The 24,743-nt window shown below is 51.5% G+C and carries 25 protein-coding genes, 1 other RNA gene and 1 riboswitch; of the genes, 13 read left to right on the top strand and 13 right to left on the bottom strand.

The annotated features are described in order from the left end of the window. Positions 1-6: 6 nt before the first annotated feature. The 3 genes from PCI15_RS07715 to PCI15_RS07705 all read right to left on the bottom strand — a co-directional run bounded on the left by PCI15_RS07715 (position 7) and on the right by PCI15_RS07705 (position 4,253). On the bottom strand, positions 7-951 hold the full coding sequence (locus PCI15_RS07715) for an ABC transporter permease (RefSeq protein WP_271273751.1): 945 nt from the start codon (positions 949-951) through the stop codon (positions 7-9). A gap of 118 nt (positions 952-1,069) precedes the next feature. After that, a complete protein-coding gene (locus PCI15_RS07710; RefSeq protein WP_271273750.1) occupies positions 1,070-2,644 on the bottom strand; it encodes an ABC transporter substrate-binding protein in 1,575 nt (524 codons plus the stop codon). 91 nt (positions 2,645-2,735) lie between these two features. Beyond that, entirely contained in the window at positions 2,736-4,253 is a 1,518-nt protein-coding gene (locus tag PCI15_RS07705) for a M81 family metallopeptidase (RefSeq protein WP_271273749.1), read from the bottom strand. A gap of 230 nt (positions 4,254-4,483) precedes the next feature. On the opposite strand from PCI15_RS07705, the gene PCI15_RS07700 reads away from it, so the two are divergent. Continuing rightward, positions 4,484-5,311, top strand: coding sequence for a helix-turn-helix transcriptional regulator (locus PCI15_RS07700; protein ID WP_271273748.1), 828 nt, complete (start codon positions 4,484-4,486; stop codon positions 5,309-5,311). Between the two features lie 32 nt (positions 5,312-5,343). Here PCI15_RS07700 and PCI15_RS07695 read toward each other — a convergent pair whose 3' ends face one another. Then, positions 5,344-8,142, bottom strand: a complete 2,799-nt coding sequence (locus tag PCI15_RS07695) for an EAL domain-containing protein (RefSeq protein WP_271273747.1) — start codon at positions 8,140-8,142, stop codon at positions 5,344-5,346. Positions 8,143-8,301: 159 nt separating this feature from the next. Here PCI15_RS07695 and PCI15_RS07690 point away from each other — a divergent pair, with 159 nt between their 5' ends. Continuing rightward, positions 8,302-9,264 carry an ABC transporter substrate-binding protein gene (locus PCI15_RS07690; RefSeq protein WP_271273746.1) on the top strand — a complete coding sequence of 321 codons (963 nt, stop codon included), beginning with the start codon at positions 8,302-8,304 and terminating at the stop codon, positions 9,262-9,264. Positions 9,265-9,398: 134 nt separating this feature from the next. Here the strand turns inward: PCI15_RS07690 and PCI15_RS07685 are convergent, their stop codons facing one another. Continuing rightward, the gene (locus PCI15_RS07685; protein ID WP_271273745.1) at positions 9,399-9,788 is read right to left on the bottom strand and encodes a helix-turn-helix domain-containing protein; all 390 of its coding nucleotides are present in this window, start codon (positions 9,786-9,788) and stop codon (positions 9,399-9,401) included. A 191-nt stretch (positions 9,789-9,979) separates the two neighbouring features. Here PCI15_RS07685 and PCI15_RS07680 point away from each other — a divergent pair, with 191 nt between their 5' ends. The 4 genes from PCI15_RS07680 to PCI15_RS07665 all read left to right on the top strand — a co-directional run bounded on the left by PCI15_RS07680 (position 9,980) and on the right by PCI15_RS07665 (position 12,718). Beyond that, positions 9,980-10,393: a universal stress protein gene (locus PCI15_RS07680; RefSeq protein WP_271273744.1), complete on the top strand. Its 414-nt coding sequence runs from the start codon at positions 9,980-9,982 to the stop codon at positions 10,391-10,393. A 218-nt stretch (positions 10,394-10,611) separates the two neighbouring features. Next, the gene (locus PCI15_RS07675; RefSeq protein WP_271273743.1) at positions 10,612-11,058 is read left to right on the top strand and encodes a hypothetical protein; all 447 of its coding nucleotides are present in this window, start codon (positions 10,612-10,614) and stop codon (positions 11,056-11,058) included. 128 nt (positions 11,059-11,186) lie between these two features. Next, positions 11,187-11,531 (top strand): hypothetical protein, encoded by a 345-nt coding sequence (locus tag PCI15_RS07670; protein ID WP_271273742.1) that lies wholly within the window; start codon positions 11,187-11,189, stop codon positions 11,529-11,531. Between the two features lie 575 nt (positions 11,532-12,106). Further along, positions 12,107-12,718: a C39 family peptidase gene (locus PCI15_RS07665; protein ID WP_271273741.1), complete on the top strand. Its 612-nt coding sequence runs from the start codon at positions 12,107-12,109 to the stop codon at positions 12,716-12,718. Positions 12,719-13,513: 795 nt separating this feature from the next. On the opposite strand, the gene ffs is transcribed toward PCI15_RS07665, so the two are convergent. Then, an RNA gene (ffs, locus tag PCI15_RS07660) (signal recognition particle sRNA small type) lies at positions 13,514-13,610 on the bottom strand. A gap of 244 nt (positions 13,611-13,854) precedes the next feature. On the opposite strand from ffs, the gene PCI15_RS07655 reads away from it, so the two are divergent. Both PCI15_RS07655 and PCI15_RS07650 read left to right on the top strand, forming a co-directional pair. After that, positions 13,855-14,367: a retropepsin-like aspartic protease family protein gene (locus tag PCI15_RS07655; protein ID WP_271273740.1), complete on the top strand. Its 513-nt coding sequence runs from the start codon at positions 13,855-13,857 to the stop codon at positions 14,365-14,367. A gap of 26 nt (positions 14,368-14,393) precedes the next feature. Then, complete coding sequence (locus PCI15_RS07650; RefSeq protein ID WP_271273739.1) at positions 14,394-14,816, top strand: hypothetical protein; 423 nt, start codon at positions 14,394-14,396, stop codon at positions 14,814-14,816. 61 nt (positions 14,817-14,877) lie between these two features. On the opposite strand, the gene PCI15_RS07645 is transcribed toward PCI15_RS07650, so the two are convergent. Continuing rightward, positions 14,878-15,246: a nuclear transport factor 2 family protein gene (locus PCI15_RS07645; protein WP_271273738.1), complete on the bottom strand. Its 369-nt coding sequence runs from the start codon at positions 15,244-15,246 to the stop codon at positions 14,878-14,880. Continuing rightward, positions 15,243-15,716 carry a VOC family protein gene (locus PCI15_RS07640; protein WP_271273737.1) on the bottom strand — a complete coding sequence of 158 codons (474 nt, stop codon included), beginning with the start codon at positions 15,714-15,716 and terminating at the stop codon, positions 15,243-15,245. Before PCI15_RS07640 ends, PCI15_RS07645 begins: the two co-directional genes overlap by 4 nt. 127 nt (positions 15,717-15,843) lie before the next feature. Between PCI15_RS07640 and PCI15_RS07635 the strand changes: the two genes are divergently transcribed. Next, positions 15,844-16,767 (top strand): LysR family transcriptional regulator, encoded by a 924-nt coding sequence (locus PCI15_RS07635; protein WP_271273736.1) that lies wholly within the window; start codon positions 15,844-15,846, stop codon positions 16,765-16,767. 32 nt (positions 16,768-16,799) lie between these two features. On the opposite strand, the gene PCI15_RS07630 is transcribed toward PCI15_RS07635, so the two are convergent. After that, complete coding sequence (locus PCI15_RS07630; RefSeq protein ID WP_271273735.1) at positions 16,800-17,669, bottom strand: LysR substrate-binding domain-containing protein; 870 nt, start codon at positions 17,667-17,669, stop codon at positions 16,800-16,802. Between the two features lie 100 nt (positions 17,670-17,769). Here PCI15_RS07630 and PCI15_RS07625 point away from each other — a divergent pair, with 100 nt between their 5' ends. After that, a complete protein-coding gene (locus PCI15_RS07625; protein WP_446680449.1) occupies positions 17,770-18,900 on the top strand; it encodes an S-(hydroxymethyl)glutathione dehydrogenase/class III alcohol dehydrogenase in 1,131 nt (376 codons plus the stop codon). Between the two features lie 150 nt (positions 18,901-19,050). Beyond that, a riboswitch (SAM-I-IV-variant riboswitch) is annotated at positions 19,051-19,160 on the top strand. 40 nt (positions 19,161-19,200) lie between these two features. Next, positions 19,201-19,524, top strand: coding sequence for a hypothetical protein (locus PCI15_RS07620; protein ID WP_271273734.1), 324 nt, complete (start codon positions 19,201-19,203; stop codon positions 19,522-19,524). Between the two features lie 66 nt (positions 19,525-19,590). Here PCI15_RS07620 and PCI15_RS07615 read toward each other — a convergent pair whose 3' ends face one another. From PCI15_RS07615 to PCI15_RS07605, 3 genes are all read right to left on the bottom strand, one after another. Continuing rightward, a complete protein-coding gene (locus PCI15_RS07615; RefSeq protein ID WP_271273733.1) occupies positions 19,591-20,073 on the bottom strand; it encodes an FKBP-type peptidyl-prolyl cis-trans isomerase in 483 nt (160 codons plus the stop codon). Between the two features lie 69 nt (positions 20,074-20,142). After that, a complete protein-coding gene (locus PCI15_RS07610; RefSeq protein ID WP_271273732.1) occupies positions 20,143-20,616 on the bottom strand; it encodes a GreA/GreB family elongation factor in 474 nt (157 codons plus the stop codon). Then, positions 20,613-21,560, bottom strand: coding sequence for a diguanylate cyclase domain-containing protein (locus PCI15_RS07605; RefSeq protein ID WP_271273731.1), 948 nt, complete (start codon positions 21,558-21,560; stop codon positions 20,613-20,615). Before PCI15_RS07605 ends, PCI15_RS07610 begins: the two co-directional genes overlap by 4 nt. A gap of 275 nt (positions 21,561-21,835) precedes the next feature. On the opposite strand from PCI15_RS07605, the gene trhO reads away from it, so the two are divergent. Next, a complete protein-coding gene (gene trhO / locus PCI15_RS07600) occupies positions 21,836-22,825 on the top strand; it encodes an oxygen-dependent tRNA uridine(34) hydroxylase TrhO (RefSeq protein WP_271273730.1) in 990 nt (329 codons plus the stop codon). A 45-nt stretch (positions 22,826-22,870) separates the two neighbouring features. On the opposite strand, the gene PCI15_RS07595 is transcribed toward trhO, so the two are convergent. Continuing rightward, on the bottom strand, positions 22,871-23,746 hold the full coding sequence (locus tag PCI15_RS07595; RefSeq protein WP_271273729.1) for a LysR family transcriptional regulator: 876 nt from the start codon (positions 23,744-23,746) through the stop codon (positions 22,871-22,873). Between the two features lie 183 nt (positions 23,747-23,929). Between PCI15_RS07595 and PCI15_RS07590 the strand changes: the two genes are divergently transcribed. After that, the gene (locus PCI15_RS07590) at positions 23,930-24,703 is read left to right on the top strand and encodes a ferredoxin--NADP reductase (protein ID WP_271273728.1); all 774 of its coding nucleotides are present in this window, start codon (positions 23,930-23,932) and stop codon (positions 24,701-24,703) included. Positions 24,704-24,743: the final 40 nt, after the last annotated feature.

Below are 24,743 nucleotides of genomic sequence, written 5' to 3'. Positions count from 1 at the left end.
AACCTCCTAGCGGCCAGCACGAATACGCGGATCTAACAGCGCATTAACAAAGTCAGCCAGCGTAGTGGCTATTACAAACAGGCCGGTGGTTACCAGCACTGACCCCATCACAACCGGATAATTACGGGTGCTAACGGCATCAAAAATCAGCTTACCGATGCCCGGACGGGCAAAAACGATTTCCGCAAACAATGAAGCAGACAGCAGATAACCGATGCCTACGCCCAGCAGGGTGACCGTGGGTAAAATTGCCAGCCGCAGCGCGTAGCGGAACGTGATCCAGCGAGAAGGTAAACCAAAGGCTTTTGCAGTACGGATATGATTGCTGCCCATCACTTCCAGCATGGAGGCCCGTACCAGCCGGGAGATATAACCCACCCAGCCTAAACCAACCGCAAATGCCGGCAGAATCAGGTGCTCGAGCTGGCTAAGCAGATTACCCTGTTCGCCGGCGCCAATGGCAGGCAACCACTGCAGGCTGACCGAGAACACCAGCAGGCTGTAAATCGCTACCACAAAGGATGGAATAGCAATGGTGCCGACCGAAACAATGCCGGTCAGGGTGTCGAACCAGGTGTTGGCATGCAGCGCGGAATAACAACCCAGTGGAATGCCCACCAGCGCCGCCCAGAATACCGAGGCGAAAATCAGTGCCAGCGTCCAGGGCAACTGTTCCAGCACGATATCGGTTACATCACGCTGGCTGAATACGTCATAGCCCAGATCTCCCTGAAAAATATTCCCGAAGAAACTGGCTAACTGCATATAAACCGGCTGGTCCAGCCCCATTTTGATATAGAGCGCCGCTTTCATTTCATCGGTGGCCCGGGGGCCAAGAATGATGCTGGCAGGATCACCGGGGATCGCGTGAATCATCAGATACAGCGCACTGACGGCTAACATCACGATCAGCACCGCTAATCCGCATCGTCTCAGTAGAAATAACCACATAGGCTAACCTTCATTATTTTTTTATTATTCGTGCCCGAAGGCGGTCTTGCATTGCATCAGTCAGACTGAAAAAAACCGACAGGCAGCCACCTCCGCCTGCCGGCTTAAAACACACTGATCAGTTGGCCGGTTTAAAGTGCCGGTAAAGTGGACGACCATCCGGACGTAACCCTGCGGCGACAGAATTCCGGATTGCCAGCGGCTCGGCTTCATGGGTAATGAAACGGTAAGAGCCGGACTCTTCCATCAGATCCTGCATGCGCTGATACATTTCGCCACGCTTTGCCAGATCCAGTTCGGCCTGTGCCTGCTCATTCAGCTGATCAAACTCCTCGTTCGAAAAACGCTCCCAGTTCCACTTACCTTTTTGCGAAGTAATGAAGTTCACCGTCGCGTAGTAAGGGTCCGGCACCATCGAATAGCGGTTCAGAATCAGCTCAATATTCTTCCAGCGCTCACCGGCTTTCTCAGAGCCCAGGGTCCAGAATGAACCGGCTTCATGCTGATTGATGTTCACCTTGATGCCGATCTGGGATAGCAGCGCCTGAATGATCTGCGCGGTGGTCACGTTAGTGGCCTTGTTAAGTACATCCAGACTCAGCTCCAGATTGCTGACACCGGCTTCTTCAAGCAAGGCTTTGGCTTTGGCGATATCAGCCTGTGGTGCAATCAGTGACTGAGCACGGTGGCCCAGCAGGCCCGGGGCGATAATGCCGGTAGAAGCTTCAGCTTCACCGAAGTAAGACGCCTGCAAAATTGAAGGCACATCCACCGCATACTGGATCGCCTGGCGAACCCGTGGGTCCTGCAGTTTAGGGTTTTCAAAATTGATGCCTAACCAGACATAAAACAGCGACGGGAAAACCTGCAACTGGCTGTTATCCGGTGGCGTTTCCCGGTAGCTCTGTACCGAGCTCATGCTGATACGGGTCACATCCAGATTGCCTGATTCAAAAGCGATTTCAGCGGTCTTCTCGTCATCAATCTGGTTGATGTGGATTTCTTTATACGCCGACGGCTCGCCGTAGTAATCCGGGTTACGCTCTAAAATAACTTTTTGCTTCGGACGCCATTCTTTTACGATATACGGGCCGGAGCTGGCAGGCGGAGAATTGGTAAACTCACCCACAGACTCATAAGCTTTCTGCGAGATGATATTCCCGGCGGCATAGCTCAGCGCCAGATTCCACAGCGGCTGATACGGCTTCTTCAGCACAATCACGCCGGTGTATTTACCGGTTACTTCAACTTCTTCCAGCGCCCCGCCCCAGTCGGCTGCAGCCGCAGGATTCTCACCAAATGCCGCACGCTCAAAAGAGAACTTCACGTCTTCGGCGGTCATTTCACCAAAGCCGTTACTGAACTGAATACCTTCTTTCAGCTTGAACTTAATGTGAGTGGCATCAACCTGTTCAATGGATTCAGCTGCCTGTAATTCCCACTCCCAGGTATTACCGGGCTTGAAATAAATCAGCTTGCTGTAGATGGCACCCATAACATCTTCATCAACCGCATTCAGATAATTCGCCGGATCAAGCGAAGTAATGTCCACATAACTGCGGCTTTGCAGGACTTCATCAGATCCGGCCGCCATACTGAACGGCACCATCATGTTTAAACCAATCACCGTACCGGCCATCAACAGAGTTCTGCGGGACAACCGCAAACCCTTCTGAATAGTGTTTATAGCCATTGAATGACACTCCTTATATTTATTGTATTTATTAATGTTGTCTGTTTAGCACTCGGTCAGCCGGTGTGACGCTACCCTGATCAGGGTAGTATCACGCCGGGTCTGTCGCAGACATATGCACCGGCCCGCAAGGCCCGAGACGCACATGACTGCGCAATTTCTGATACTTCAGTTTGCCTAACTGGCAGGGATGCAGACCCGGGGCTGCCACCGATAAAATATGATCACTGATCGGCTCAAACGCGGCACGAAAGTGCACCGTGCTTTTCACTACCAGTAAAGCATATTCCAGCGGATTGATTCCCACGTGGGTATAGACGGCCAGATCAGTACAGGCATAACGTTCAGTGCTGACGATGATCTGAATATCACAGGTATCCGCCACCACTTTTAACAACGCCATCGGGCCGATCTTTACTTCACAGCCGGCATACATGTCACCGACACAGGTAAAATTACCGTCGGCCACGGCCATGACTTCAAAACGGCCTTCACAGGGGCCTAGGCCAGCAACCCCGCTCTGGCCACCTAAGGCCAGATCTATAACCGCACCTGCGCCTGCCCGGTGCGCTGCCGCTGCCGCTGCACCATCTGCCAGTACGGCAACAATTGTTTTCTGTGCTCCGCCAGCCATCAGATCTGCAAGCATGCCGGTGGTATCCGAGCTGGCACCGGCGCCTGAGTTGTCCTGTACATCCGCCAGCACCACAGGCGCATTACTTTGCAGGCTGCGGGATAAATCCAGCGCCTGAGCCGTGCTCATCAGGTTATCGGTGTACTGCCCTTCAGCGGCCAGTACCCGGTCATAAAACTGCCGGCAGACCGCCTCTACCTGCTGGCGGTCATTGCCAAATACAGCGATGCTGGCACCGCTGTCGGGAATATCCGCCGCAGGAAAGCCCATCGCAAACTCGATATTGCTGATACCGGGGGTCGCTTCAAGCTCAGACAATGCTTCAAACAGCGCTACGTTTGGCGCCGAACCGGTATGCTGGGAAGATAAAGGAATCAGATAAGGAATCTGGATAAAGGCTTTATAAAGGGGTTGCTGTGCTTGCTGTTGTTCCAGCAAAGCCATGCAGCGGGCGCCGGTATCGGCCATGTCCAGATGCGGATAGGTACGGTATACCGCCATGGCATCTATCTGGCTGACAAAGGCTTCGCTGAGGTTGGCATGAAAATCCAGACTGGCAACAATCGGCAACTGTTCGCCAAACGCTGCGCGGATACGCCTTACCACTTCGCCTTCGCCATCATCATAACTTTCACTGACCATGGCACCGTGCAAATCAAGAAAGAGTGCATCTATCTCTCCGGCCTGACGAATGCCATCCAGTACCAGTTGCATGATCCGCTCAAAGGTTTCATCAGTCACTTTGCCGCCGGGTTCTGCCGAACACCAGTTCACCGGCACAATGCTGTGACCCTGCTGGCGCGCTGCCTGTATAAAGCCCTCGCTGGCAATGTTCAGACCGGCCAGCACCCTGCAAACGTCTTCTCCAAGCAGCAATCCCGGCCAGCTGTCTTCCTGCAGATAATCTGCATATTCAGTCGGTCGCGGCGAGAAAGTATTCGTTTCGTGCTGAAAGCTGGCAACAGCAATACGCATAGCGATAAAACCTTTTTATTATTATAAGAATCATCTGCTTAAACCGTGAAAAGTGACGCTGGCCTAAACACTGTTCAACCGAGTATATCGGGTGTTTTTTGGGCCAGATATTCGCGACCAGAAAATAATTGACGCGAGTTGACGCGAGGGAGTGTCATTTGTAACATGACGCTAGGTGACGCGAATTTTATCAGCGACACAGCGGATTTATTCAAAGAGAGGTACGTTTCGTGAAAGAGAATCTGGCGGCTAATTTACGCACTTTATGCTCGTATTATTCTTCTATCTCTCAGGTCACCAAACTGGCGGGGATCAACCGGCAACAGTTTAATAAATACCTGGGGGGCCAGAGCAGCCCGTCCCTGAGCAGCCTGCGAAAAATCAACGATTTTTTTGGCCTGGAAGAAGACGAACTGTTTTTACCGCCGCAGGATTTTAAGCGTCTGGTCGATCATAAACCCCGTGTTGCCCAGCCCGACGCCAACCATCAGCCACTGCAGGACCTGTTCGACAGTACCCTGCAAAGTTCAGATAAATCTCAGGAGTTTCTCAGACCCTACCACGGTCTGTATCACGATTATTACTGCTCGCCGTCGAATCCGGGCATGGTGCTGCGGGCGCTGATCAGTGTGTATGAAAAAGATAACGTCACGCTGACAAAATCCATTGAACGCCTGCCCTACAAAGACAAAGACAAAACCCGCCACTTCAACGTGCGTTACCACGGTTTTGTACAGGCCATACGTGACCGGCTGGTATTTACCGATATAGAAACCCAGACCCTGAAAAACTGGGGACAACGCATCTATTACCCCGCTAACCGGAGCCGTATTGATCTGCTGTCCGGCTTAACCATGGCCATTTCCGGCGGGCTGGATCACCAACCTTTTTGCTCCCATGCCGTACTGGAACGCATCAACGATGGCATCACCATGAAAGAGGCTCTGCAACAATGCAGCGTGTACCCCATCGACAGCCAGGAAATCCGCGACGATATAAAAGAAAAGCTGTATCTGGAATGCTACAACGACAAAACGATTATGACCGCGAACGGATAAAGTGCTGCCGGCAGCAAAATCTGCCGGCCCGCTTAACGGTAAAACCCGGAGGCTTTCAGGCCTGCTACATCCAGCGGCCTGGAAATAATAAAGCCCTGCACCAGATAACAGTCCAGTTCATCCCGAATAAAAGCCAGCTGCGCCTCAGACTCCGCCCCTTCCGCCAGTAAGGTCAGTTCCATGCCACTCGCCAGACCGGCGATCGCCTTAACAATGTGCACATCATCCGAGTTATCCGGCAGCCCCTGCACAAACTGCTGATCAATTTTAAGCGTATCAATCGGCAACTGCTTCAGATAAGTCAGTGAAGAATAACCGGTACCGAAATCATCAATGGCAATACTGACCCCCAACGCTCTTAATTCCTGAAGGTGCTCGCGGGCTGAATGATAGTTATCCAGAATCACATTCTCGGTGATCTCAACCACCAGCCTGGAAGCTTCAAGCTGATGCTCCTGCAGGCTATTGCGGATAATCTCTGTCAGGTTATGACGTTTGAACTGATGCGGTGAAATATTCACCGATACTCTGTTGATTTTTGAGCCGTCCCGTATAAATTCTGCCAGATCTGCACAGGCCTGCTGAATCACCCAACAGCCAATGTCGTCAATCAGCCCGCACTGCTCAGCGACCGGAATAAACACCGCCGGGGATGATTTACACAACGCCGGATGCTGACAACGGATCAGCGCTTCCACTGCGACGGAGCCGTCTTTAAGATTCACCTGGGGCTGATAATGCAGCGTAAATGCCTGGCTGTGCACGGCTTCACGCAGCGATGATTCAAGCACCTGCTGCTGTTCAATTGCCCGGTTCATTTCAGGCTGGAAGAAACGGAACGTGTTCTTACCGCTCTCTTTCGCGTAATACATCGCATGGTCCGCACTGATCAGCAGCTCTTCCGCGCTGCAGCCATCCCGCGGATAAACACTGATACCCACGCTACCGGAGATATGAATGATATTCTTAAAAATATCAAAAGGCGTACTGAGCTGTTCCCGGATGCGGTTAACAACCTTGGGCAGATTAACAATCTCATCCTCAGGGCTGAGGTTTGGAATCAGAATGGTAAACTCATCCCCGCCCATTCGGGCCAGCGAATCCTCATCACGGATACACTGTTTCATTCGCTTACTGGCTTCTTTCAGCAACAGATCACCAATGTTGTGACCAAACGTATCATTGGCACCTTTGAAACCGTCCAGATCCACATACAGAATCGCGACATGCCGCGCTTCCCGGGAGGCCTCAGCAAGCGCCTGGGTAAGCCGGTCCTGGAACAGGTTCCGGTTAGGAATATTCGTCAGCGGATCAAAATATGCCAGGTGTTCAATCTTGCGGGCGGCAGTGATCCGTTCAGTCACATCATTCTGCACCCCCACCAGATGAGTCGCCTGACCGGTATTATCGGTAATGACAGACAGGGTGAACTCATTCCAGAATGTTGAACCGTCTTTACGGACATTCTGAATAACCACAGTGCAGGGGGTTCGGGTTTCAATGGCAAGACTGATTTTACTGAGGCTCAGCGCATCCCCTTCCCCTGAGCCAAAAATCCGCGGATTCTGCCCGATCAGTTCCGCCTGCGTATAGCCCGTCAGGTCAGTCACAGCCGGATTCACATAGATAATCGGGAAGTCCGGCGCGTCATAAGCACAGATAACAATGCCACTTTTAACCGACTCAACCGCCCTGTATAACTGGGTCAGCTGAAGTTCTCTTTCCTTCTTCTCGGTAATATCAGAACAAAGTGCTCCGACCCATTCGATCTCATCACTGCTGTTAAATACAGGAAACAGAGTCGCTTCATAGTGACGGTTTTTAGCCCCGAAGTTCAGTTGCTCTTCATAGCGAATTGTCCGCCGGGAGGCTAACACTCTGGCTTGCAGCGTCTGTTGGCGATCTATTACGCCCTGCCGCTCAGACGGATCAAGCTCAGCAGACAAATACGATGTTTTGTAGGCTTCGTTTCTGATCAGATTGGTGCCATCAATCCGGTTCAGGGCAAACCCCACCGGCAGGTGATTAACAACGGTTTTCAGCAGCTTATCCCGGGAATTAATGGCATCCAGCATTTCATTGATCGACTGGCCAAGCACCCCGATTTCATCATCCGTCAACTGACGGGTGCGGGCCTCAGCCATACCGCTTTTCTGTTCCCGGATCGTCCGGCCAATTAAGTTCAGCGGCTTAAGAATGACCTGATAAACCGTGACAGTAGACAAAACCAGCATCAGCACAATGGCGGCGGTAATCGCCAGCATATCGTTGATCAGATCTTTATATGCCAGCGCTTCCACTTCTGCCCAGTTAAAGCGCAGATACAGAATGCCTTCGTAATCACCGCCGGCCAGCGTGTAGGCACTGGAAACCGCCACACCTGCCGGCAACGACAGCGGCTCCGTCTCTGTTATCTGATGACCGGCATCCGCAATAAAGCGCTTCAGTGGCGCCACAACAACCACATCACCATTGCCCTGAATAAACTCACCAAACAGATGCTGCTCAGCACTGACATCCAGAAAATTCAGCATATCAGCGGTATGCTGATCCGGCTCCGCATCAGGATGGGTGCTGGACGCCCAGATAATCGTGGGATTCAGCGTTGCCAGAGTAATGCCGTAAACCCCGGACGTCTGCAGCGTGATTTCTTCCAGCGCCAGACGCAGATCCTGATAACGGGGATTGATCGCAGACGCTGCTCTGATGGTCGTAATCATCAGTTCAGCCCGCTTATATAACTGAGCACGTAAATCAGGCAGCAAACCAAGATGCGTGGTTATTGCAGCACACAGAATCAGCACGATTGCACCAAAGGATATAGGCAGCACAAACTTGCGCTGAAGAGACGTCCCCACTGACCATTACCCCCCGGTAATCAGATATGAGATAGCTTAAAAAGCGCGTAGAATACCCTGCCGGGGTATTCACCCGCTACTCTTTTCGTGACGCGGATCAGGCCGGATCAGACTTTATCAGGGATATTTACGATGCTAAAAATCACCAGACTGTTGGTACTGTCAGTATTTATGACCGTACTCGGTGTCCAGGCAAGCCCGGACAAACAGACCATCCGGGTTGCGCTGAACGATCTCCCGGGGGTCGACATGCTGCCAACGCTTATTGCCATTGAGCGCAGTAAGGCGCAGGGCGTGAATATTAAAGTCAGTTACATGCTCTCAGAAGGCATGGCACTGCGCAGCATTGTCAACCGGCATGCGGATGTGGGCATGGGAACTCCCTACCAGAAGATCCAGCAGGAACAGGCGCCAATCCGGATGTTCTATCAGCTAAGCATGCTGCGTTTCCATCCGGTGATCGACACCCGTTACTACAACAGCTGGCACGAACTGGACGGCGTGGAAATGTATTCTCACGGCAAAGGTTCAGGCACCGAAGCTCTGGTGAATATGATGGCCAAAAAGCATGGTATCACCTACAGCAAAATGATTTACCTGCCGGGTTCCGGGGTACGGGCCAGAGCCATGATCAATGGCCGCATCCATGCCACTGTCGTCGATACAGAGCGCAAGAATAAACTGCTGGCGATGCCGGACTCACCGTTTGAGGCCTTGCCTATTCCGCCAATCAACGCCTCTGACGAAGCACTGTACGCACATGAAGCCTTTATCCGCTCTCACCAGAGTGAACTGACCACCCTGACGGCAGAACTGTTGTATGTATGGAAAACGATGATTGCTAACCCGGAATTCGTACTGGAAGAGCGTCATAAATATGCTCTGCTGCCTGATCTGGAAGACAGCCAGATTCGCCGGTATATGCAGGAAATGGTCGCCGAAAAAACCTTCCCCACTGACGGCGGTAACAGCCGTGCATTTGATGCGGACCTGGCATTTTACGGAGCGAGCGGAACCATCAGCCAACCGGAACAGCAACGACTGAATCAGTACTGGGACTTTTCGCTGCTCCGGCAACTGCTGGAACAAAATTAACCGGGCATACTGCCGGCTAAACGCAACAGAAAACAACCCGCATCCAGTGAAAACCTGTATCACAGGATACCGTCCATAAAAAAGCAGCTCTGAATGGCTGCTTTTTTATTCACGCTTTTTAACACGAAAGGTCGTCAGTTATCCTGAAAACTCTGATAACTCTCCAGGCGGCCGCCCAGGACTTCTAACTCATCAGCAATCATCATCGCCTGTTCACGCAAACTGACAATGCTTTCTTTAATCCGGAGTAACTCTGTGGCATCTCCGGTATGGTTCACCGGCTCTTCGCCCTGCCCTACCAGCAACCAGGTCGGCGCAACGTTCAGAATACCCGCCAGCATGGCTAAACGGCTGGAGCGGGGCTCCGAGCGGTCAGATTCCCAGGCTTTCAGCGTGGTGGTGTTGACGCCCAGACGACGGGCAAGCTGTGAACGGGTGATATTCTGTGATTCCCTGGCACGCACTAAGCGTCCTCCCAGAGTGGCAGACATAGATTCATGATTTGATTCGTCGATAAAAGCCACTGAACAGTTCCTTATGTAGTTAACGGACCTTTACCATACGGACATCGCCGGTAATTAGCCATTATCCTTTTGACCCGGATCACTTAACCTGTCTGAAACACACCGTTCCTCCGGGGGCAGACGCTGTTCATTGCTATACTCAGACTATCCCATACAGAAACGCCTGACACCCAGTAAAGGAGGAAGGCATTATGTTTAAGAAAATACTCATCCCTCTGGATTTAAGCGATTCACAGGCACAAACCAAGGCACTCTCCGTCGCCACTGAAATGGCCCGTACCCATCATGCTGAACTACATGCTGTAAGTATCGGCAGCAACCTGCCTGATCCGGCAGCCCGAACGGAAAGCGAACGCACCGCCACCCTGAACGCACTGGTCTCAGACCTGCAGACACAACACAATATCGATGCGACCGCCCATGAAATTCATTCCGTCGACCCCGGCGCAGAAATGGATTCACTGCTGATGCAATTCATCGAAGAATGCCGGATTGATCTGGTGGTTATGTCATCCCATGAGCCGGGGATGATGGAATATTTCTTCCCCGCTCACGGCGGCTATATCGCCGCTCACGCTAAAATTTCTGTTTTCGTGGTCCGTTAAACCACCACATAATGCCCGGTAACGTTTTAATACTTACCGGGTTGCCCCTCATCCACCGGTTCTTTTTCAACAAAAAACCCGTCATCAGAAGAACCTTATACATAAATAACAACCGTTTACATCACCATATAAGTTTCCGGATCTAAATTCAGACATGATATTATTCGCCGGGTAACAGGACGTTACTAACCCGCTTCTCACAGACACGGAGTCAAACAGTGAAACCTATACCTACCCTCCTCGCTTGTATTCTCAGCACCTTATATCTCACCGGTTGCACATCAGCAGCCCAGCATCAGAAAAACCTGCCACAGGCAGAAGAGAAAAAAATGACTGTCGGTATCGTCCAGGCAGAAATCCGCGAAGGAATGTCCCAGGCTGATGTCGCTACCGCGTTAGGATCACCTAACCTGGTCACGAAAGACAAAGACGGTATTGAAACCTGGATTTATGACAAAGTCAGCACCGAGTACGCCTACTCCAGCAGCACCGGCGGCATCAGCACACTCATCCTCGGCGGAGGCAGAGATGTTGCCGGGGGCGGCTTCGGAAATTATTCCCGCTCATCCGGAGCAACTGCCTCTACCCAACGGACGTTAACGATCATCATTAAGTTTAAGGAAAATACTGTAAAGGAGTACACCTACCATGCAAGTAGCTTCTGATCTGTTTAAGCTTCTTTTTCTGGCAGCCGTTATCAGCGTTGTATCCGGCTGTGTACCCCAAAGCGGAGGCGTAAAAAAAAACCAGTATCGAACTTCAGGCCTTTCAGGCTAAAGAATTTAACACCACCGTGAAAACGGCTTTTGCGTCAACGTTATCCGTGTTCCAGGATTTAGGCTATACCGTACAGTCGGCCAGTCTGGATACCGGATTCATTACAGCAAAAAGCCCAACGAACCAGTCCTATTCATTATTCATAGGCAAGGAAATGCAGGAAGTGCGGGCAACCGCGTTTATAGAGCCTATCGCTGAAGAGCGCTCCCGGATCCGTCTGAGTTTCGTCGACAATGTCCAGACATCCAGTGATTACGGTATGCAGGGTGAAAGCGAAACACCGATAGAGGACCCGGTCTTCTATCAGGAGGCATTCAAAAAAATACAAAAGGCTATTTTTGTAAGAACCAATCTCGAGTAAAACCAGCCCCGGGCCACTCCGTTTAGGAAGTGGCCCTGAAATCCACTTCAGAATTTTCAACTGAGCCAATACGCCAGCCCGGTCTTACAATTACTTTCCCTAATGAACATCAGGCGCAACATCAGCCTGCTGAACGACTTTTTTAGAAATAGGACAAAACTGACTCCGCCGCGGTCAATCGTCACAGGGGCAAGAGGGTAACCCTGCTCAGCCTGGAAGAACCGGTTCCGAATCAAACTCTGTACAACGCCAGGGTTCTCTAGCTTCAGGAAAAAAATCTACCGTCCCTCCTGATGGTTTATGCAAAACCACCGTTAGGTGACCTACAGGCAAAAGACAAGCAAACGGATTCGAATATTGCCCATAACTATAGAGATATGGCCCGGTATGCATAAAAAGCTAATCTGCATTTCTGCACAAAGAGCATCAGACAGTTAACGTACCGATGCTTCTCTCTATCAGTGGCATAAATCTTCTCTCCACACTAACGATTAATGTAACTATATTTTAATAACTGATAGATTCTTCTGCGTGTTTTTAATGACAAAACACTCACCTCAGCAAAGGAATCTAAAATGCGCCTATTCTTTTTATCTCTTTCCCTCTTATTGCTAACAGCATGCAATACCCTTTCAGGCATAGATGTACCCGAAAATTTTAAAGAAAACCTACCATCTAAAGCTGAAAACGATGTACCCGTTCTAGGACAGTACGACGGCTATTCCTGTGCAACAACTTCACTAGCTATGGTCATGTCCTTCCATGATAAAAAACGTTATAACGCCAACGAAGTCTGGGACAAATCTGGAAGCAGTATCCACCAGGTTTCACGGGTCTGCGGCAATGACATGAATGGTTTGCGTAACGCTGCGGAATGGGCAGGATTTGAAAAACACGAGTTCATTACAAATGCCTCTGTAGCACAGCTGAAGTATCTGGTTTCTCAAGGCCTACCTGTCGTTATTAATATCCATAATTTCTTCAGTAACAATCCCCGTCAATATCATGCAGTAGTTGTGGCGGGATATGATGGTGACCAATTCCTTATCCGTGATCCTCAGGGCGCAGGACGGTCTTATAAAATATCTGAAAAGAAACTGGAAAAAGACTGGTACGCGGTTCTTTGCTCACCACGTACAAAAAGGGCAGACCGTTCAATGTTTGTTCTGTATCCGAAAAAAGCATAAACCTGAGGCTATTCTGCCCAACATCGTTGGGCAGTTTTTGAGTTCCTTCCTCAAGAGACTGTACCAATGTCGTGTGCCGTAAAGCTTCCCGGCACAAACTTTGGTATCAACTCACCTGACGCAGCTGCAAAAACTGAAGTAAGCCGTAAAGCAATTCCGAAAGAATTAACCAGCGGAATGAAGACTGAACACAGTGTTGATGCTATTACCCATGAGCTCGTTTGATTAATCTCGTCGCTGAAATAAATCCGTGGTGAACCAACATTGTTGATGAAAACCAGATAGATCTCACCATATGTCCGAACACTTATCCATTGTCCACGCAAGCTAAATTACTTCTTACCCAAAAGCATCCGTCTTTGTTGTGCATCAGCAACTGATCAATAACCATAAGAAGTTCGTTCTCAACCAACAAGCTTACTTCTTCACTTAGCACACATAGAAAAAACGTCGGATTATTACACTAAACAAACATACAGAAAGAAATTGGAATGATCCGGCCAACATCCCGGCACATGAGTACACATGCTGATCCGGAAAGCCTGCCTGGAGAGCCTGCTCCCGGGCCTTTTTTCAGACGAACGAGTGCGGCGAGAAAGATATTCTGCGGTATAGAAAAATATGTAAGAGAAATTGGGGGCGCTACTCTCATTCACGGCCAGCCAACATCCCGGCACATGAATCCATTGCCTGCTTGTCTGGAGAGCCTGCTCCCGGGCCTTTTTTCAGACGAACGAGTGCGGCGAGAAAGATATTCTGCGGTATAGAAAAATATGTAAGAGAAATTGGGGGCGGTCCCACCAGCCACATCCCGGCACATGAATCCATCGCTGTGGCTGCTCCCTTCCGGGCCTGACCAGGTTCACGACTTATCATTGCGGGAGGACCAACAGGACCGCCATAACAGACCGAATTTACCCACAGTCACAGGATAAATGGCCACCTCGATTGAGGTACGGCGCGCAGTATAACAGCCTTCGTTCAGGATGCAACTGCCGCTGGGCATATCCCGGTATTTTTCCTTAACCATCAGGGGTGTCGGGAGCCGCACCTTTAACTATCAAACAGTTGCGGGGACGGCGAGCTATAGTAAGATAAACATGAACGAAGCGTCATAAACACCCGACGGAATGACTATGAGTGATCAGGATGGCCCGCGCAAAGGGCTGGCTAAATCGTTTTTTTACCTCAGCTGGATCTGCCTGCTCGGGGTGCTGTATCTGGTATTCGGCAATGTACTTGAGTCCCGATACAACCCGAATAAGGATCTGAACAGCCGGCAACAGGCAGGAAAACCCGTGGTACTGACCCGCAATAAGCAGGGCCACTACGTTGCACCGGGGCTTATTAATCAACAGCCGGTGATTTTTTTACTGGATACCGGCGCCACCAATGTCAGCGTACCGGCGTCCGTGGCTGGAAAAATCGGTTTACAGGGACAGGCCTGGGGCAAGGTGCAGACGGCAAACGGCACCATCGACATTCAGGTAACGACATTGGACTCCATCAGCCTGGGCAATATTACCCAGACTGGCGTCCGGGCAAATATTAACCCCTATATGGATGATAACACCGTACTGCTGGGGATGAGCTTCCTCAGGCATCTGGAGTTAACACAACGGGGCAACACACTGACACTGAAGCCTTAACCGTGACACATTAAGCAGGAATAACCATGCAGGCACAGAAGTTTAAAATCTATCAGATGACGGCCATTTTCAGCATGTTGTTCGCCCTGCTGGGATTCAGCTATAACGTCTGGCGGATGGAAGTCACCGAAGAGAACAGCAATATCCGAACCGCCTGCTTCGAAATCTTGCTGGAGCTTTCCAATCTGGAACAGCAGATTTACGCACTGCATTACGATAAAGATCAGATCGCCGGTAATCCCCGTAAAGGCTGGGTCAAAGTCGGCCTGATTGCCGATCTGAGTACACTGACCAAAGACAGCGTTAAAGAAGAAGCACAGGAACTGAAAGATATCTGGTCAAGCAAGTGGGATAAAATTGAATATGACCAGAGCGCGACCAATAATATGGTGACCCAGATTGAAGCGGTACGCAGTGAAATCAAGCTGGTACTGAGCACGCTTGAATAACCGGTTCCTACTGACCTGTAACGCCGGATAAACATCCGGCGCACCTCCCTGAAAGCCCCGCTTACAGACCGGAAATGTCCGCATACACCCGGTAGTCATCAATCATGCCATCCTGCCAGCGCAGAACCGTAGCAAAGCGGGCAGAATAACGGCTTTTATCCAGCCGGATATAATCCACCCGGCCATGGCATACGGTGCAGTCATCACCGGTCTGCCAGATATCATCCAGCGTATGGTGCATGGCTTCGATACTGCTGAAAAATCCACGGTTCGCCTCCAGTACCGCTTCCAGGCCCTCAACCGCCGGGAAGTTACCCAGCTGAAAGTACACCGTTTCCCCCAGCACCTGTGCCAGAAAATCCACATCTTTACGGTCTACTGCCTGATATAACGCGTGTGTCAGCGACAGGGTATCGACGCTTGTATTCATGCCGGCTCCCCCTCTAAAGAACGTACATTGAATCTTAAATCCCCGCTTTCTCCGCCGTACATATTTCGCGCTTCCGGCCGCTCACTAAGGTACTCCAGAAACTCGAACTGAAAACCCGCCGGATCGGTGTAATACACTGTTTTACGGTACGGGTGATCCCTACCAAGAATGTCGATGGCATAGCCCTGCAGCCATAACCGTTCAGTCAGGCCTGCCAGGTCATCCACCACAAAGCCCAGATGCGCCAGTCCGGGCTGAATACCGCCAATATCCCGTATCTCGCCAGCAGCACTGTCATTCAGGGTGATGTAATAATCGTCACTGCCCACATGTACCCAGCGTCTTACGGTATTCCCCCAGCGCCCCTTTCCGCTGCCCCGCAGCCGCCATTCGGGAAACGCTGTCAGCAGGAAATCCAGCGTTGGCTGTATTTCCTTTACCACAAGATTGGCGTGTTCAAATCGCACCATTGTTTATCCCTCCAAAGCGATTAAATGTTGCAAACCACTTTAACCAGCACCAAATTGACAAACAATATAGGTAAAAATAGACTCTTAGTTAACTAAAACTCAACAATATAAATAAGTGGCTTCATCCATGGAAAACTTTAATGCGATTCCCGTTTTCGTGGCGGTGGCCCAACAGGGTGGCTTTTCTGCCGCCGCCCGTGAACTGAATATATCCAAGTCGGCGGTCAGCAAACGTATCACCCAGCTGGAACAGCAGTTAGGGATCAGGCTGATCCACCGCACCACCCGCAAACTGAGCCTCACCGAAGCCGGGGAACGTTATTATGAGTATTCACTGCAGGCGACCCGTGCAGCACAGCAGGCGGAAGATGCCGTAGGAGAATTGCAGGGTGAGCCCCGGGGGTTGCTGCGGATCAACGCGCCGATGTCCTTCGGCCGTCTGCACATCGCCCCGCTGATGGCAGAGTTTCTGCAACGTTACCCGCTGATAGAGATGGATCTGGTACTGGACGACAATACCCTGAATATCATCGAACAGGGGTTTGATCTGGCCATCCGGGCCACCCGGCTACCCGATTCAACCCTGATCGCCCGCAAGCTGGCTCCGCTGCACAGCGTGGTTTGTGCCGCACCGGGCTACCCGTTCCGCACCGCTCTCACCTCTCCGATCAGTCTGGCGGATGAAAACTGCCTGCTATACAGCTATTCAGATGACGCCAGCCACTGGGCGTTTGTGCCGCAACCAGAAACCTGGGGAACCGCCCTTCAGGTTAAAGTCAGCGGGAATTACCGGGTTAACAACAGCGAAGCCTTACTGGAAGCCATTCTGGCGGGAGCCGGCATTGGCCGGTTACCGTCGTTCGCCGCAGCGGAATACATTCGCCGGGGCAAACTCATGCGGTTATTCCCGGCGTACCGTATGCCGGTTAAAACCATGTACGCGGTATATCCGGAGCGGCATTACATGCCCGCCAAAGTACGGGTGTTTCTGGAATTTGCCCGTGAAAAACTCGGGAAGGATGCCCCGCACTGGGATGCCGGACTGTTCTGATTCTGATCAGACCTGAAGTTCAGAGGTGACCTTCAGCTGAGCTGTTCACTCAGAAAATCCACCAGCACCCGGACCTTCGGGGACAGATGACGGTTGTGCGGATACAGTGCCCAGATACCTTCTTCCGGTGGCTGATAGGGCACCAGCAATTCAGTCAGTGTGCCATTGGCAAGGCAGTCCTGTACGTAGTAATCCGGCAATTGCACCACCCCCAGACCTTTCAGTGCCGCATCCAGTAATACCTGGCCACTGTTACAGTGCAGAGGCCCTGACACCCGGACGTTTCTCTCAACTCCTGCCTCAGCAAAACGCCAGTACCCCAGATTGCCCTGCAGGCAGTGTTGCGCCGCCAGATCTTCCGGGGTTTCAGGCACACCGTGCGCCGCCAGGTATTCAGGCGAAGCGCAGACATGCAGGGTCCGGGTTGCCAGCCGTCTGGCCATCATACTGGAGTCTTCCAGTTGCCCCAGACGGATCGCCAGATCAAACCCCGCTTCGATCAGATCCACTTTCTGGTTAGTCAGCCGACAGTGCACTTCCAGTTCCGGATAACGCCGCATGAAGTCATTCAGCAACGGGGTTATCCGGGTTTCACCGTAGGTGGTCGGGGCGGTGATTTTCAGCTTGCCACGGGGCGTACTCTGCAACTGACTTAACGCCCGCTCCGCCTCCTCAAGCCCTTCCAGAACCTGTCGGCAATGCTGGTAATACACTTCACCGGCTTCTGTTAACGAGACTTTGCGGGTCGTCCGGTAAAACAGTTTGGTGGCCAGCCGTTTTTCCAGCGCGGTTACCTGCCGGCTCACCTGAGCCGTTGATATACCCAATTGTGCCGCCGCCGGTGTAAAACCGCCCCGCTCTGCGACGGCAACAAATTCAGAGACGCCTTCCCAGTGACCCATTATTACCAACCAGTAAAAGTTATTTGATAAAAACACAGATTATCACTCTAACAGAAACAATTAAACTAGCCGTATTCATTCATCAGAAAGAGACAGCTTAATGTCAGACACCATGATCAAATCCAAAGCCGCCATTGCCTGGGGCCCCGGCCAACCGTTAAGCATTGAAGAAATTGACGTAATGCCTCCCAAAGCCGGCGAGGTACTGGTTAAAGTGATTGCCAGCGGCGTATGCCATACCGATGCTTTCACCCTGTCCGGTGATGACCCGGAAGGCATTTTCCCGGTGGTACTTGGTCACGAGGGCGGCGGCATTGTTGAAGCGGTTGGCGAAGGCGTCACCAGCGTAGCCGTCGGGGATCACGTTATTCCGCTGTACACACCTGAATGCGGCGAATGTAAGTACTGTCAGTCAGGTAAAACAAACCTGTGTCAGAAAATCCGTGAAACCCAGGGTAAAGGTCTGATGCCGGATGGCACGACCCGCTTCTATAAAGACGGCCAGCCAATCTACCATTACATGGGTTGCTCGACCTTTTCGGAATACACGGTTCTGCCGGAAATCTCACTGGCAAAGGTAAACCCGGAAGCACCGCTGGAAGAAATCTGCCTGCTTGGCTGCGGTGTGACCACCGGTATGGGCGCGGTTATCAACACCGCCAAAGTTGAAGCAGGTGCCACAGTCGCAATCTTCGGCCTGGGGGGCATCGGTCTGTCGGCCATTATCGGCGCCACCATGGCCGGTGCCGGCCGCATCATCGCCATTGACATCAACACCTCAAAGTTTGAGCTGGCGAGAAAGCTGGGCGCAACCGACTGCATCAACCCGCAGGATCACGATAAGCCCATTCAGGATCTCATCGTTGAGATGACTGACGGTGGCGTTGACTACTCATTTGAATGCATCGGCAATACTCAGGTGATGCGTTCCGCGCTGGAATGCTGCCACAAAGGTTGGGGAGAATCGGTCGTTATCGGCGTTGCCGGTGCCGGTCAGGAAATATCCACCCGTCCTTTCCAACTGGTCACCGGCCGGGTATGGCGTGGTTCGGCTTTCGGTGGGGTCAAAGGCCGTTCTGAACTGCCGGATTACGTAGAGCGTTATCTGCAGGGTGAGTTCCGTCTGGATGATTTCATCACCCATACTATGGGGCTGGACTCCATCAATGAAGCTTTCGAGCTGATGCATCAGGGCAAAAGCATTCGCAGCGTGATTCATTTCGACGCCTGAAGCTAACAGGCTCTACTGCTATACCGACAACTGTTCCGGCAACACGCCGGAACAGTGTTTCAGTTGCCCCTGCCATAAACACTTCCCGGAATATTCTCCGGACAACCGTTGCAACTGTGCAGAAAATACCCTAAATTAACCGCCATTAAATCGTTACATCAAGAGAAGGGCTGACGTCCTCGCCAACCTGCCAACCTGGGCAAGGTGGTAACCCGGAATCTCCGGGCGATGTGGTCATACCGACAAAGAATCAGGTAGCACCCCGCACACGTCAGTTCTCATGAAAATGGGAGCAGATCCATGTTTGAAGCACACATATATTCAACAGAACCACCCCGGCTGGCCACAGAGCACAGCCTGCAACCCTGTGAACCTGTCCTTTGCTGGCATCCGGCGCAACAATGCAATCTGGCAGTCTGGTTTACCCCCGGTAAACGTAATGGCCGCCGCGTCAGTTTTGTTTACTTTGAATACCGCCGCGGGGATAACAGTCACGCATCGGTGCAAACGGAAATATCCGACACACCGGACTTCAGCCGTTTACAGCTACTGAGCGCTGATCAGGACATTACGGATCTGGACACCAGCCTTACTGAACAGTGGCATCTGCTGCGAGGTTTATAACCGGCCCTGCTTTCACCACAAACAAAAACAGCGCCATCAGGCGCTGTTTTATATTCGGTCCGCAGATCAGTGCTGGTGACCACCTACGCCATGCGCGTGGCCGTGAGCAACTTCTTCTTCAGTCGCATCACGCACATCCATTACTTCCACATCAAAGGTCAGGGTCTTGCCCGCCAGCGGATGGTTATTATCCACGGTTACCTTGGACATACCTACTTTAACAACGGTGACCTGACGCAGCCCTTTATCCGTCTGAACGGTAGCAACCATACCCGGCTTCCAGTTCTTTTTACCCTGCAGATGCTTCTTCTGAATCACCTGTTCGCAGTTAGGCAAAAACGCGCCGTAGGCATCTTCAGGTGCCAGTGTCACCGAAAAAACATCACCGGTTTCACGGTCATTCATTGCCGCTTCCAGACCTTTGATCATATTGTCATGGCCATGCAGGTATAACATCGGGTTACCTTTACGGCTGGTTTCCTGCACGCTGTCATCGGCAGCGGAAAGGTTGTAATGAAACTGAACAACCTTATCTTTGGTGATCTTCATGCTTGTTCCTAAATTCTGAACTATATGTCTGGCGGCATTATACGCTGGCTTTACAGGAATAATCAGCCTTTATTGCACATCGGTAATTTCAAACTCAGTGGCGGCAATCATCACACAATCGCCCACATACTTACCGGTCAGTTGCGCCCCCAACGGTGCTTCCGGCGTTACAACAGTGACGGTCATACCGGCATGGGAAAGCTTCATTCCGCCGGCAGCCGGCCCGAGCAGTAACAACCGCTGTTCTTCAGTGTCCATCGCCTGCAACATAACCAGACACCCCGAAATCACCGGATCATCTTCATAGAAACCGGTTTCCGGCAGCGCCTGCCAGGCCGCGATTTCCTGCTGTATTTCGGCTACCCGCCGGGATTGTCCTTCCGCCAGATAAGAGGCTTCCAGGCCCAGGGTGTCATACTGATTTTCAGCCACACTTTCTTCGTGGGTTGCCGCCTGATGCGCTTCATTTGCCGCCTGCTCACAAACAGCCAGATCCGCCTGCAACTGCCCGATAACAGCAGCTATCAGTGTATGTTTACTCATAATTCTGTTTCCGCCGACTGCCCGATATCTTCGTAGCAGCAGATCTGACTACGGCCATTGGATTTCGCTTTATACAAACTCCGGTCTGCCTGACTGAGCAATTTCTGCGCCGTCGTTGCCCCGTCACGGGTTGTGCTGATTCCGATGCTGGTGGTGATATACGGCGCAACATGGGAATGCTGGTGCTCAATCTGCTCCTGCGCTAACCGGTGCAAAATCTTCTGAGCAAGCTTTTCTGCTGCCCGCAAAGTGGTATTGGGCAGTACAATGACAAACTCTTCCCCGCCATAGCGGGCCAGTATGTCACTGTCAGAACGTAAGCAGCTCTTAAAGAGTTCAGAGACCTGACGCAGACAGCGGTCACCCTGCGGGTGTCCGTAGTTATCGTTATAGGTTTTAAAATCATCTATATCGAGGAACAGCAAACACAGTTCCTGATTATTCCGCCGGTACAACCGCCAGGTATGCTCAAGTGACTCATCAAAGCCACGGCGGTTTATCACATTGGTCAGCGCGTCGATCTGAGTCAGCCGGCTCAGTTGCAAATTGGTTTCATCCAGTGCTGCCTTCATTTTTGAAATCCGGGACATGGCATGCACCTTCGCCAGCAACACCACCTGATTAACCGGCTTCACCAGATAATCATCACCACCGGCATCAATGGCGGCTGCCAGATAATCCGGATCATCTTTGACGGTCAGGAAAATTATCGGTATCCAGTAATCATCTTTCAGGTTACGGCGGATCTGACGGGTAAGTTGCAATCCATCCACACCGGGCAATGAAATATCCATCAGAATCAGGTCAACAACAGACCGTTTAATGTGCGCTTTTGCTTCCCTCGCATCTTTGGCGGGCAATGGTTGCGGATAACCGGCGCCAACAACAATGCTTGTTACCAGATCCCGCACCAACGCGGAATCATCTACTACTAAAATCTGCATCTGAAGACCCGATCCATGTATATAGCCGTCAACAATAAGCTAATGGTATCAAGCTATTCCATTCGCGCCAAAGCTTGATATTGGGTAATACAAACGGATCAGAAGCACACCAGACACCCAGCCCTTACTCAGCGGGCTTTTCAGCCTGAGACTTTTTGATTAAAATGCCGCCCCTGTCCCATCCCGGACAGCCGGTATCAGCAGTTTTTCACTTAACTGCCGAAACAACATAATGTATTGCTCCGGATTTACGCTCCGGTTCGCAGAGGAAAACCATGTCACAAATCGTTGTATGTGCGCTCTATAAATTCGTCACCCTGAAAGACTATCAGGACATCCGTGAACCCCTTCGCCAGTTGCTGGAAAGCAACGGTATCCGCGGCACACTGCTGCTGGCTAAAGAAGGCATTAACGGCACCGTCGCCGGCACCCGTGAAGGTATCGATGCCCTGCTGACCTGGCTGAAGAATGATCCCCGTCTGGCGGATACGGTTTACAAGGAATCATTTGACGACAGCAACCCGTTCTACCGCACCAAGGTTAAGTTGAAAAAAGAAATCGTCACCATGGGCGTTGAAGGCATCGACCCTAAACAGGTAGTGGGTACTTACGTTAAACCGAAAGACTGGAATGCACTGATCTCCGATCCGGACGTTATTCTGGTGGATACCCGCAACGACTACGAAGTGCAGGTCGGCACCTTTGAAGGCGCCATCAACCCGGAAACCGATACGTTCCGCGAATTTCCCCAGTATGTAAAAGAAAACCTGGACCCGGCAAAGAACAAGAAAGTTGCCATGTTCTGCACCGGCGGTATCCGCTGTGAAAAGTCTACTGCATACCTGAAAGAACAGGGTTTCGATGAGGTTTACCATCTGGAAGGCGGTATTCTGAAGTACCTTGAAGAGGTACCTGAAGAAGAAACCCTGTGGCAGGGTGAATGCTTTGTATTCGATAACCGCATCACCGTTAACCACCAGCTGGAAAAAGGTATTTACGATCAGTGCCACGCCTGCCGCCTGCCGATTACTGAAGAAGAGAAGCAGAGTGATAAGTACATGCAGGGTGTCAGCTGTCACCAGTGCTACGACAAGCAAGACCCGGCTCAGCGGCAGCGTTTTATTGAACGTCAGAAGCAGATGCAGCTGGCAGAAACCCGCGGTGAAGCCCACCTGGGTGCCGATGCGTTAGAAACCATTGCTCAGCGCCGTGAACAGAAAGAGCAGCTGCGTAAAGAACAGCAGGCCCGTAACGCACAGGCGTAATGCTGAAAGTTATAAAAAACCGGCCAGATGGCCGGTTTTTTTATTTCAGCGCCGGCACAGCTGCATCCAGTGTTCAATGCCCGCACTGATGTATTTATGCCGGTGCAGCATCAGATACAACCGCCGGTTCAGATCCCGCCCGGCAACCTGTAACGGTACCAAACGCCCCTGAGCAAAATCTTCCAGCAGGGCGATCCGCGACAAACATCCCAGCCCCAGCCCCGCAGCAACCGCCCCTTTAATGGCTTCGATGTGTTCCAGTTCCAGAGTCACTTTCAGTTCCGGCAGCAAACCGTGCATGGCCCGGTCAAAGGTTTGCCGGGTGCCTGAGCCCTGTTCCCGCAGAATCCAGTTGGCCTGCAGCAAGTCAGTATCACTGAGACGGATCTTCTGCGCCAGCGGATTATCCGCTGCACAGAACACCACCAGTTCATCATTCTGCCAGGGCAGAATTTCCAGCTCCGGATGCTGCACCTCTCCTTCGATCAGACCAATATCAATGTCAAAATTCACTAACCGCCGGGTAATGGTGGTGGTATTGGCAACCTGTAAATCCAGCCGCGCCTGCGGATGCTCTGCCATATACTGCGCCATCAGCCCCACAGCCAGATAATTCCCGATGGTCAGGGTCGCCCCGATCCGCAACTCCCCCACGGCCTGATGCTGCTCCATTTCCTGCTGTAAAGACTTAGCCCGTTCCAGCAGCGCTTCAACCCTTGGCCGCAATGAACGGCCCAGCTCATTAATCTGTAAACGCTTGCCTACCCGGTCAAACAGCTGCATATCAAACTGCTGCTCGAGGTCCCGCAGCGCGCCGCTTACAGCCGACTGAGACATCGCCAGGCTTTGTGCGGCCTTAGTAATGTTGTCGAAGTGAGCAACCGCCAAAAACACTTCCAGTTGTCTTAAGGTATATTTCATATTCGGTTTTACCGATATAAGTTTTCTGAATTATCGTCTTTACCAATATCATAGACAGGCCTATTATCGATAACAAGAAATAAGGAATACGATTTTTATAACTTTAAGCTATAGATAATTCACTACGGTCATGAGCACACAGACCCTCAGCCCCGGTGAAAACATCTTATATAGGAATCAGCAATGGCAAACATAGCAACCGAAGAAGTTCTCAGCGTCCATCACTGGAACGATACTTTATTCAGCTTCACCACCAGCCGGGATCCGGGTTTTCGTTTCAAGAACGGTCATTTCGTCATGATCGGCCTGGAACATGAAGGCCGTCCGCTGATGCGTGCTTACAGCATTGCCAGCGCTAACCACGAGGACCGTCTGGAGTTTTTCAGCATCAAAGTGCAGGACGGCCCGCTGACATCTAAATTACAGAACATCAATGTGGGTGATCAGATTCTGGTCAGCCGCAAGCCTACCGGCACGCTGATTAACGATAACTTGCTGCCGGGCAAACGTTTGTTCCTGATCAGCACTGGCACCGGTCTGGCACCTTTCATGAGCATCATTAAAGATCCGGAAATCTACGACGCCTATGATCAGGTTATTCTGACCCACGGGGTGCGTTACCTGTCGGAGCTGGCCTATACCGATGTGATTGAAAACCAGTTACCTAACGACGAGTTCCTCGGGGAAATGGTGTCAGACAAGCTGCTGTACTACCCGACCGTTACCCGGGAAAAATTCCGCAATAACGGCCGCCTGACCGACTTAATGGTCACCGGTAAACTGACCAATGATCTGGGACTGCCGGACCTGAACCCGGAACACGACCGCTTCATGCTGTGCGGCAGCCCGAGCATGCTCAAGGACACCTGCAACATTCTTGAGAGCATGGGCTTCCATGAAGCCCGTCAGGGTGAACTGGGCCACTATGTCATTGAACGGGCGTTTGTTGAACGCTAACCCTTCTTAAATAAAGCCGGCCCTCCCCGACCGGCTTCAC

It is taken from the genome of Aliamphritea hakodatensis (genome assembly GCF_024347195.1).
Taxonomy (GTDB): Bacteria; Pseudomonadota; Gammaproteobacteria; order Pseudomonadales; family Balneatricaceae; genus Amphritea; species Amphritea hakodatensis.
The sequence above is the reverse complement of the archived record's forward strand: the minus strand, read 5'-3'. Positions and strand labels throughout refer to the sequence as shown.

Excerpts from the sequence above, each read along its gene's own strand:
- PCI15_RS07615 (WP_271273733.1), bottom strand. The coding sequence starts at position 20,073 with ATGAAGATCACCAAAGATAAGGTTGTTCAGTTTCATTACAACCTTTCC.
- PCI15_RS07640 (WP_271273737.1), bottom strand. The coding sequence starts at position 15,716 with ATGGTGCGATTTGAACACGCCAATCTTGTGGTAAAGGAAATACAGCCA.
- PCI15_RS07650 (WP_271273739.1), top strand. The coding sequence starts at position 14,394 with ATGCAGGCACAGAAGTTTAAAATCTATCAGATGACGGCCATTTTCAGC.
- PCI15_RS07645 (WP_271273738.1), bottom strand. The coding sequence starts at position 15,246 with ATGAATACAAGCGTCGATACCCTGTCGCTGACACACGCGTTATATCAG.
- PCI15_RS07655 (WP_271273740.1), top strand. The coding sequence starts at position 13,855 with ATGAGTGATCAGGATGGCCCGCGCAAAGGGCTGGCTAAATCGTTTTTT.
- PCI15_RS07590 (WP_271273728.1), top strand. The coding sequence starts at position 23,930 with ATGGCAAACATAGCAACCGAAGAAGTTCTCAGCGTCCATCACTGGAAC.
- PCI15_RS07620 (WP_271273734.1), top strand. The coding sequence starts at position 19,201 with ATGTTTGAAGCACACATATATTCAACAGAACCACCCCGGCTGGCCACA.
- PCI15_RS07690 (WP_271273746.1), top strand. The coding sequence starts at position 8,302 with ATGCTAAAAATCACCAGACTGTTGGTACTGTCAGTATTTATGACCGTA.
- PCI15_RS07705 (WP_271273749.1), bottom strand. The coding sequence starts at position 4,253 with ATGCGTATTGCTGTTGCCAGCTTTCAGCACGAAACGAATACTTTCTCG.
- PCI15_RS07715 (WP_271273751.1), bottom strand. The coding sequence starts at position 951 with ATGTGGTTATTTCTACTGAGACGATGCGGATTAGCGGTGCTGATCGTG.
- PCI15_RS07610 (WP_271273732.1), bottom strand. The coding sequence starts at position 20,616 with ATGAGTAAACATACACTGATAGCTGCTGTTATCGGGCAGTTGCAGGCG.
- PCI15_RS07605 (WP_271273731.1), bottom strand. The coding sequence starts at position 21,560 with ATGCAGATTTTAGTAGTAGATGATTCCGCGTTGGTGCGGGATCTGGTA.
- PCI15_RS07630 (WP_271273735.1), bottom strand. The coding sequence starts at position 17,669 with ATGGGTCACTGGGAAGGCGTCTCTGAATTTGTTGCCGTCGCAGAGCGG.
- PCI15_RS07625 (WP_446680449.1), top strand. The coding sequence starts at position 17,770 with ATGTCAGACACCATGATCAAATCCAAAGCCGCCATTGCCTGGGGCCCC.
- PCI15_RS07680 (WP_271273744.1), top strand. The coding sequence starts at position 9,980 with ATGTTTAAGAAAATACTCATCCCTCTGGATTTAAGCGATTCACAGGCA.
- PCI15_RS07595 (WP_271273729.1), bottom strand. The coding sequence starts at position 23,746 with ATGAAATATACCTTAAGACAACTGGAAGTGTTTTTGGCGGTTGCTCAC.
- PCI15_RS07635 (WP_271273736.1), top strand. The coding sequence starts at position 15,844 with ATGGAAAACTTTAATGCGATTCCCGTTTTCGTGGCGGTGGCCCAACAG.
- trhO (WP_271273730.1), top strand. The coding sequence starts at position 21,836 with ATGTCACAAATCGTTGTATGTGCGCTCTATAAATTCGTCACCCTGAAA.
- PCI15_RS07665 (WP_271273741.1), top strand. The coding sequence starts at position 12,107 with ATGCGCCTATTCTTTTTATCTCTTTCCCTCTTATTGCTAACAGCATGC.
- PCI15_RS07710 (WP_271273750.1), bottom strand. The coding sequence starts at position 2,644 with ATGGCTATAAACACTATTCAGAAGGGTTTGCGGTTGTCCCGCAGAACT.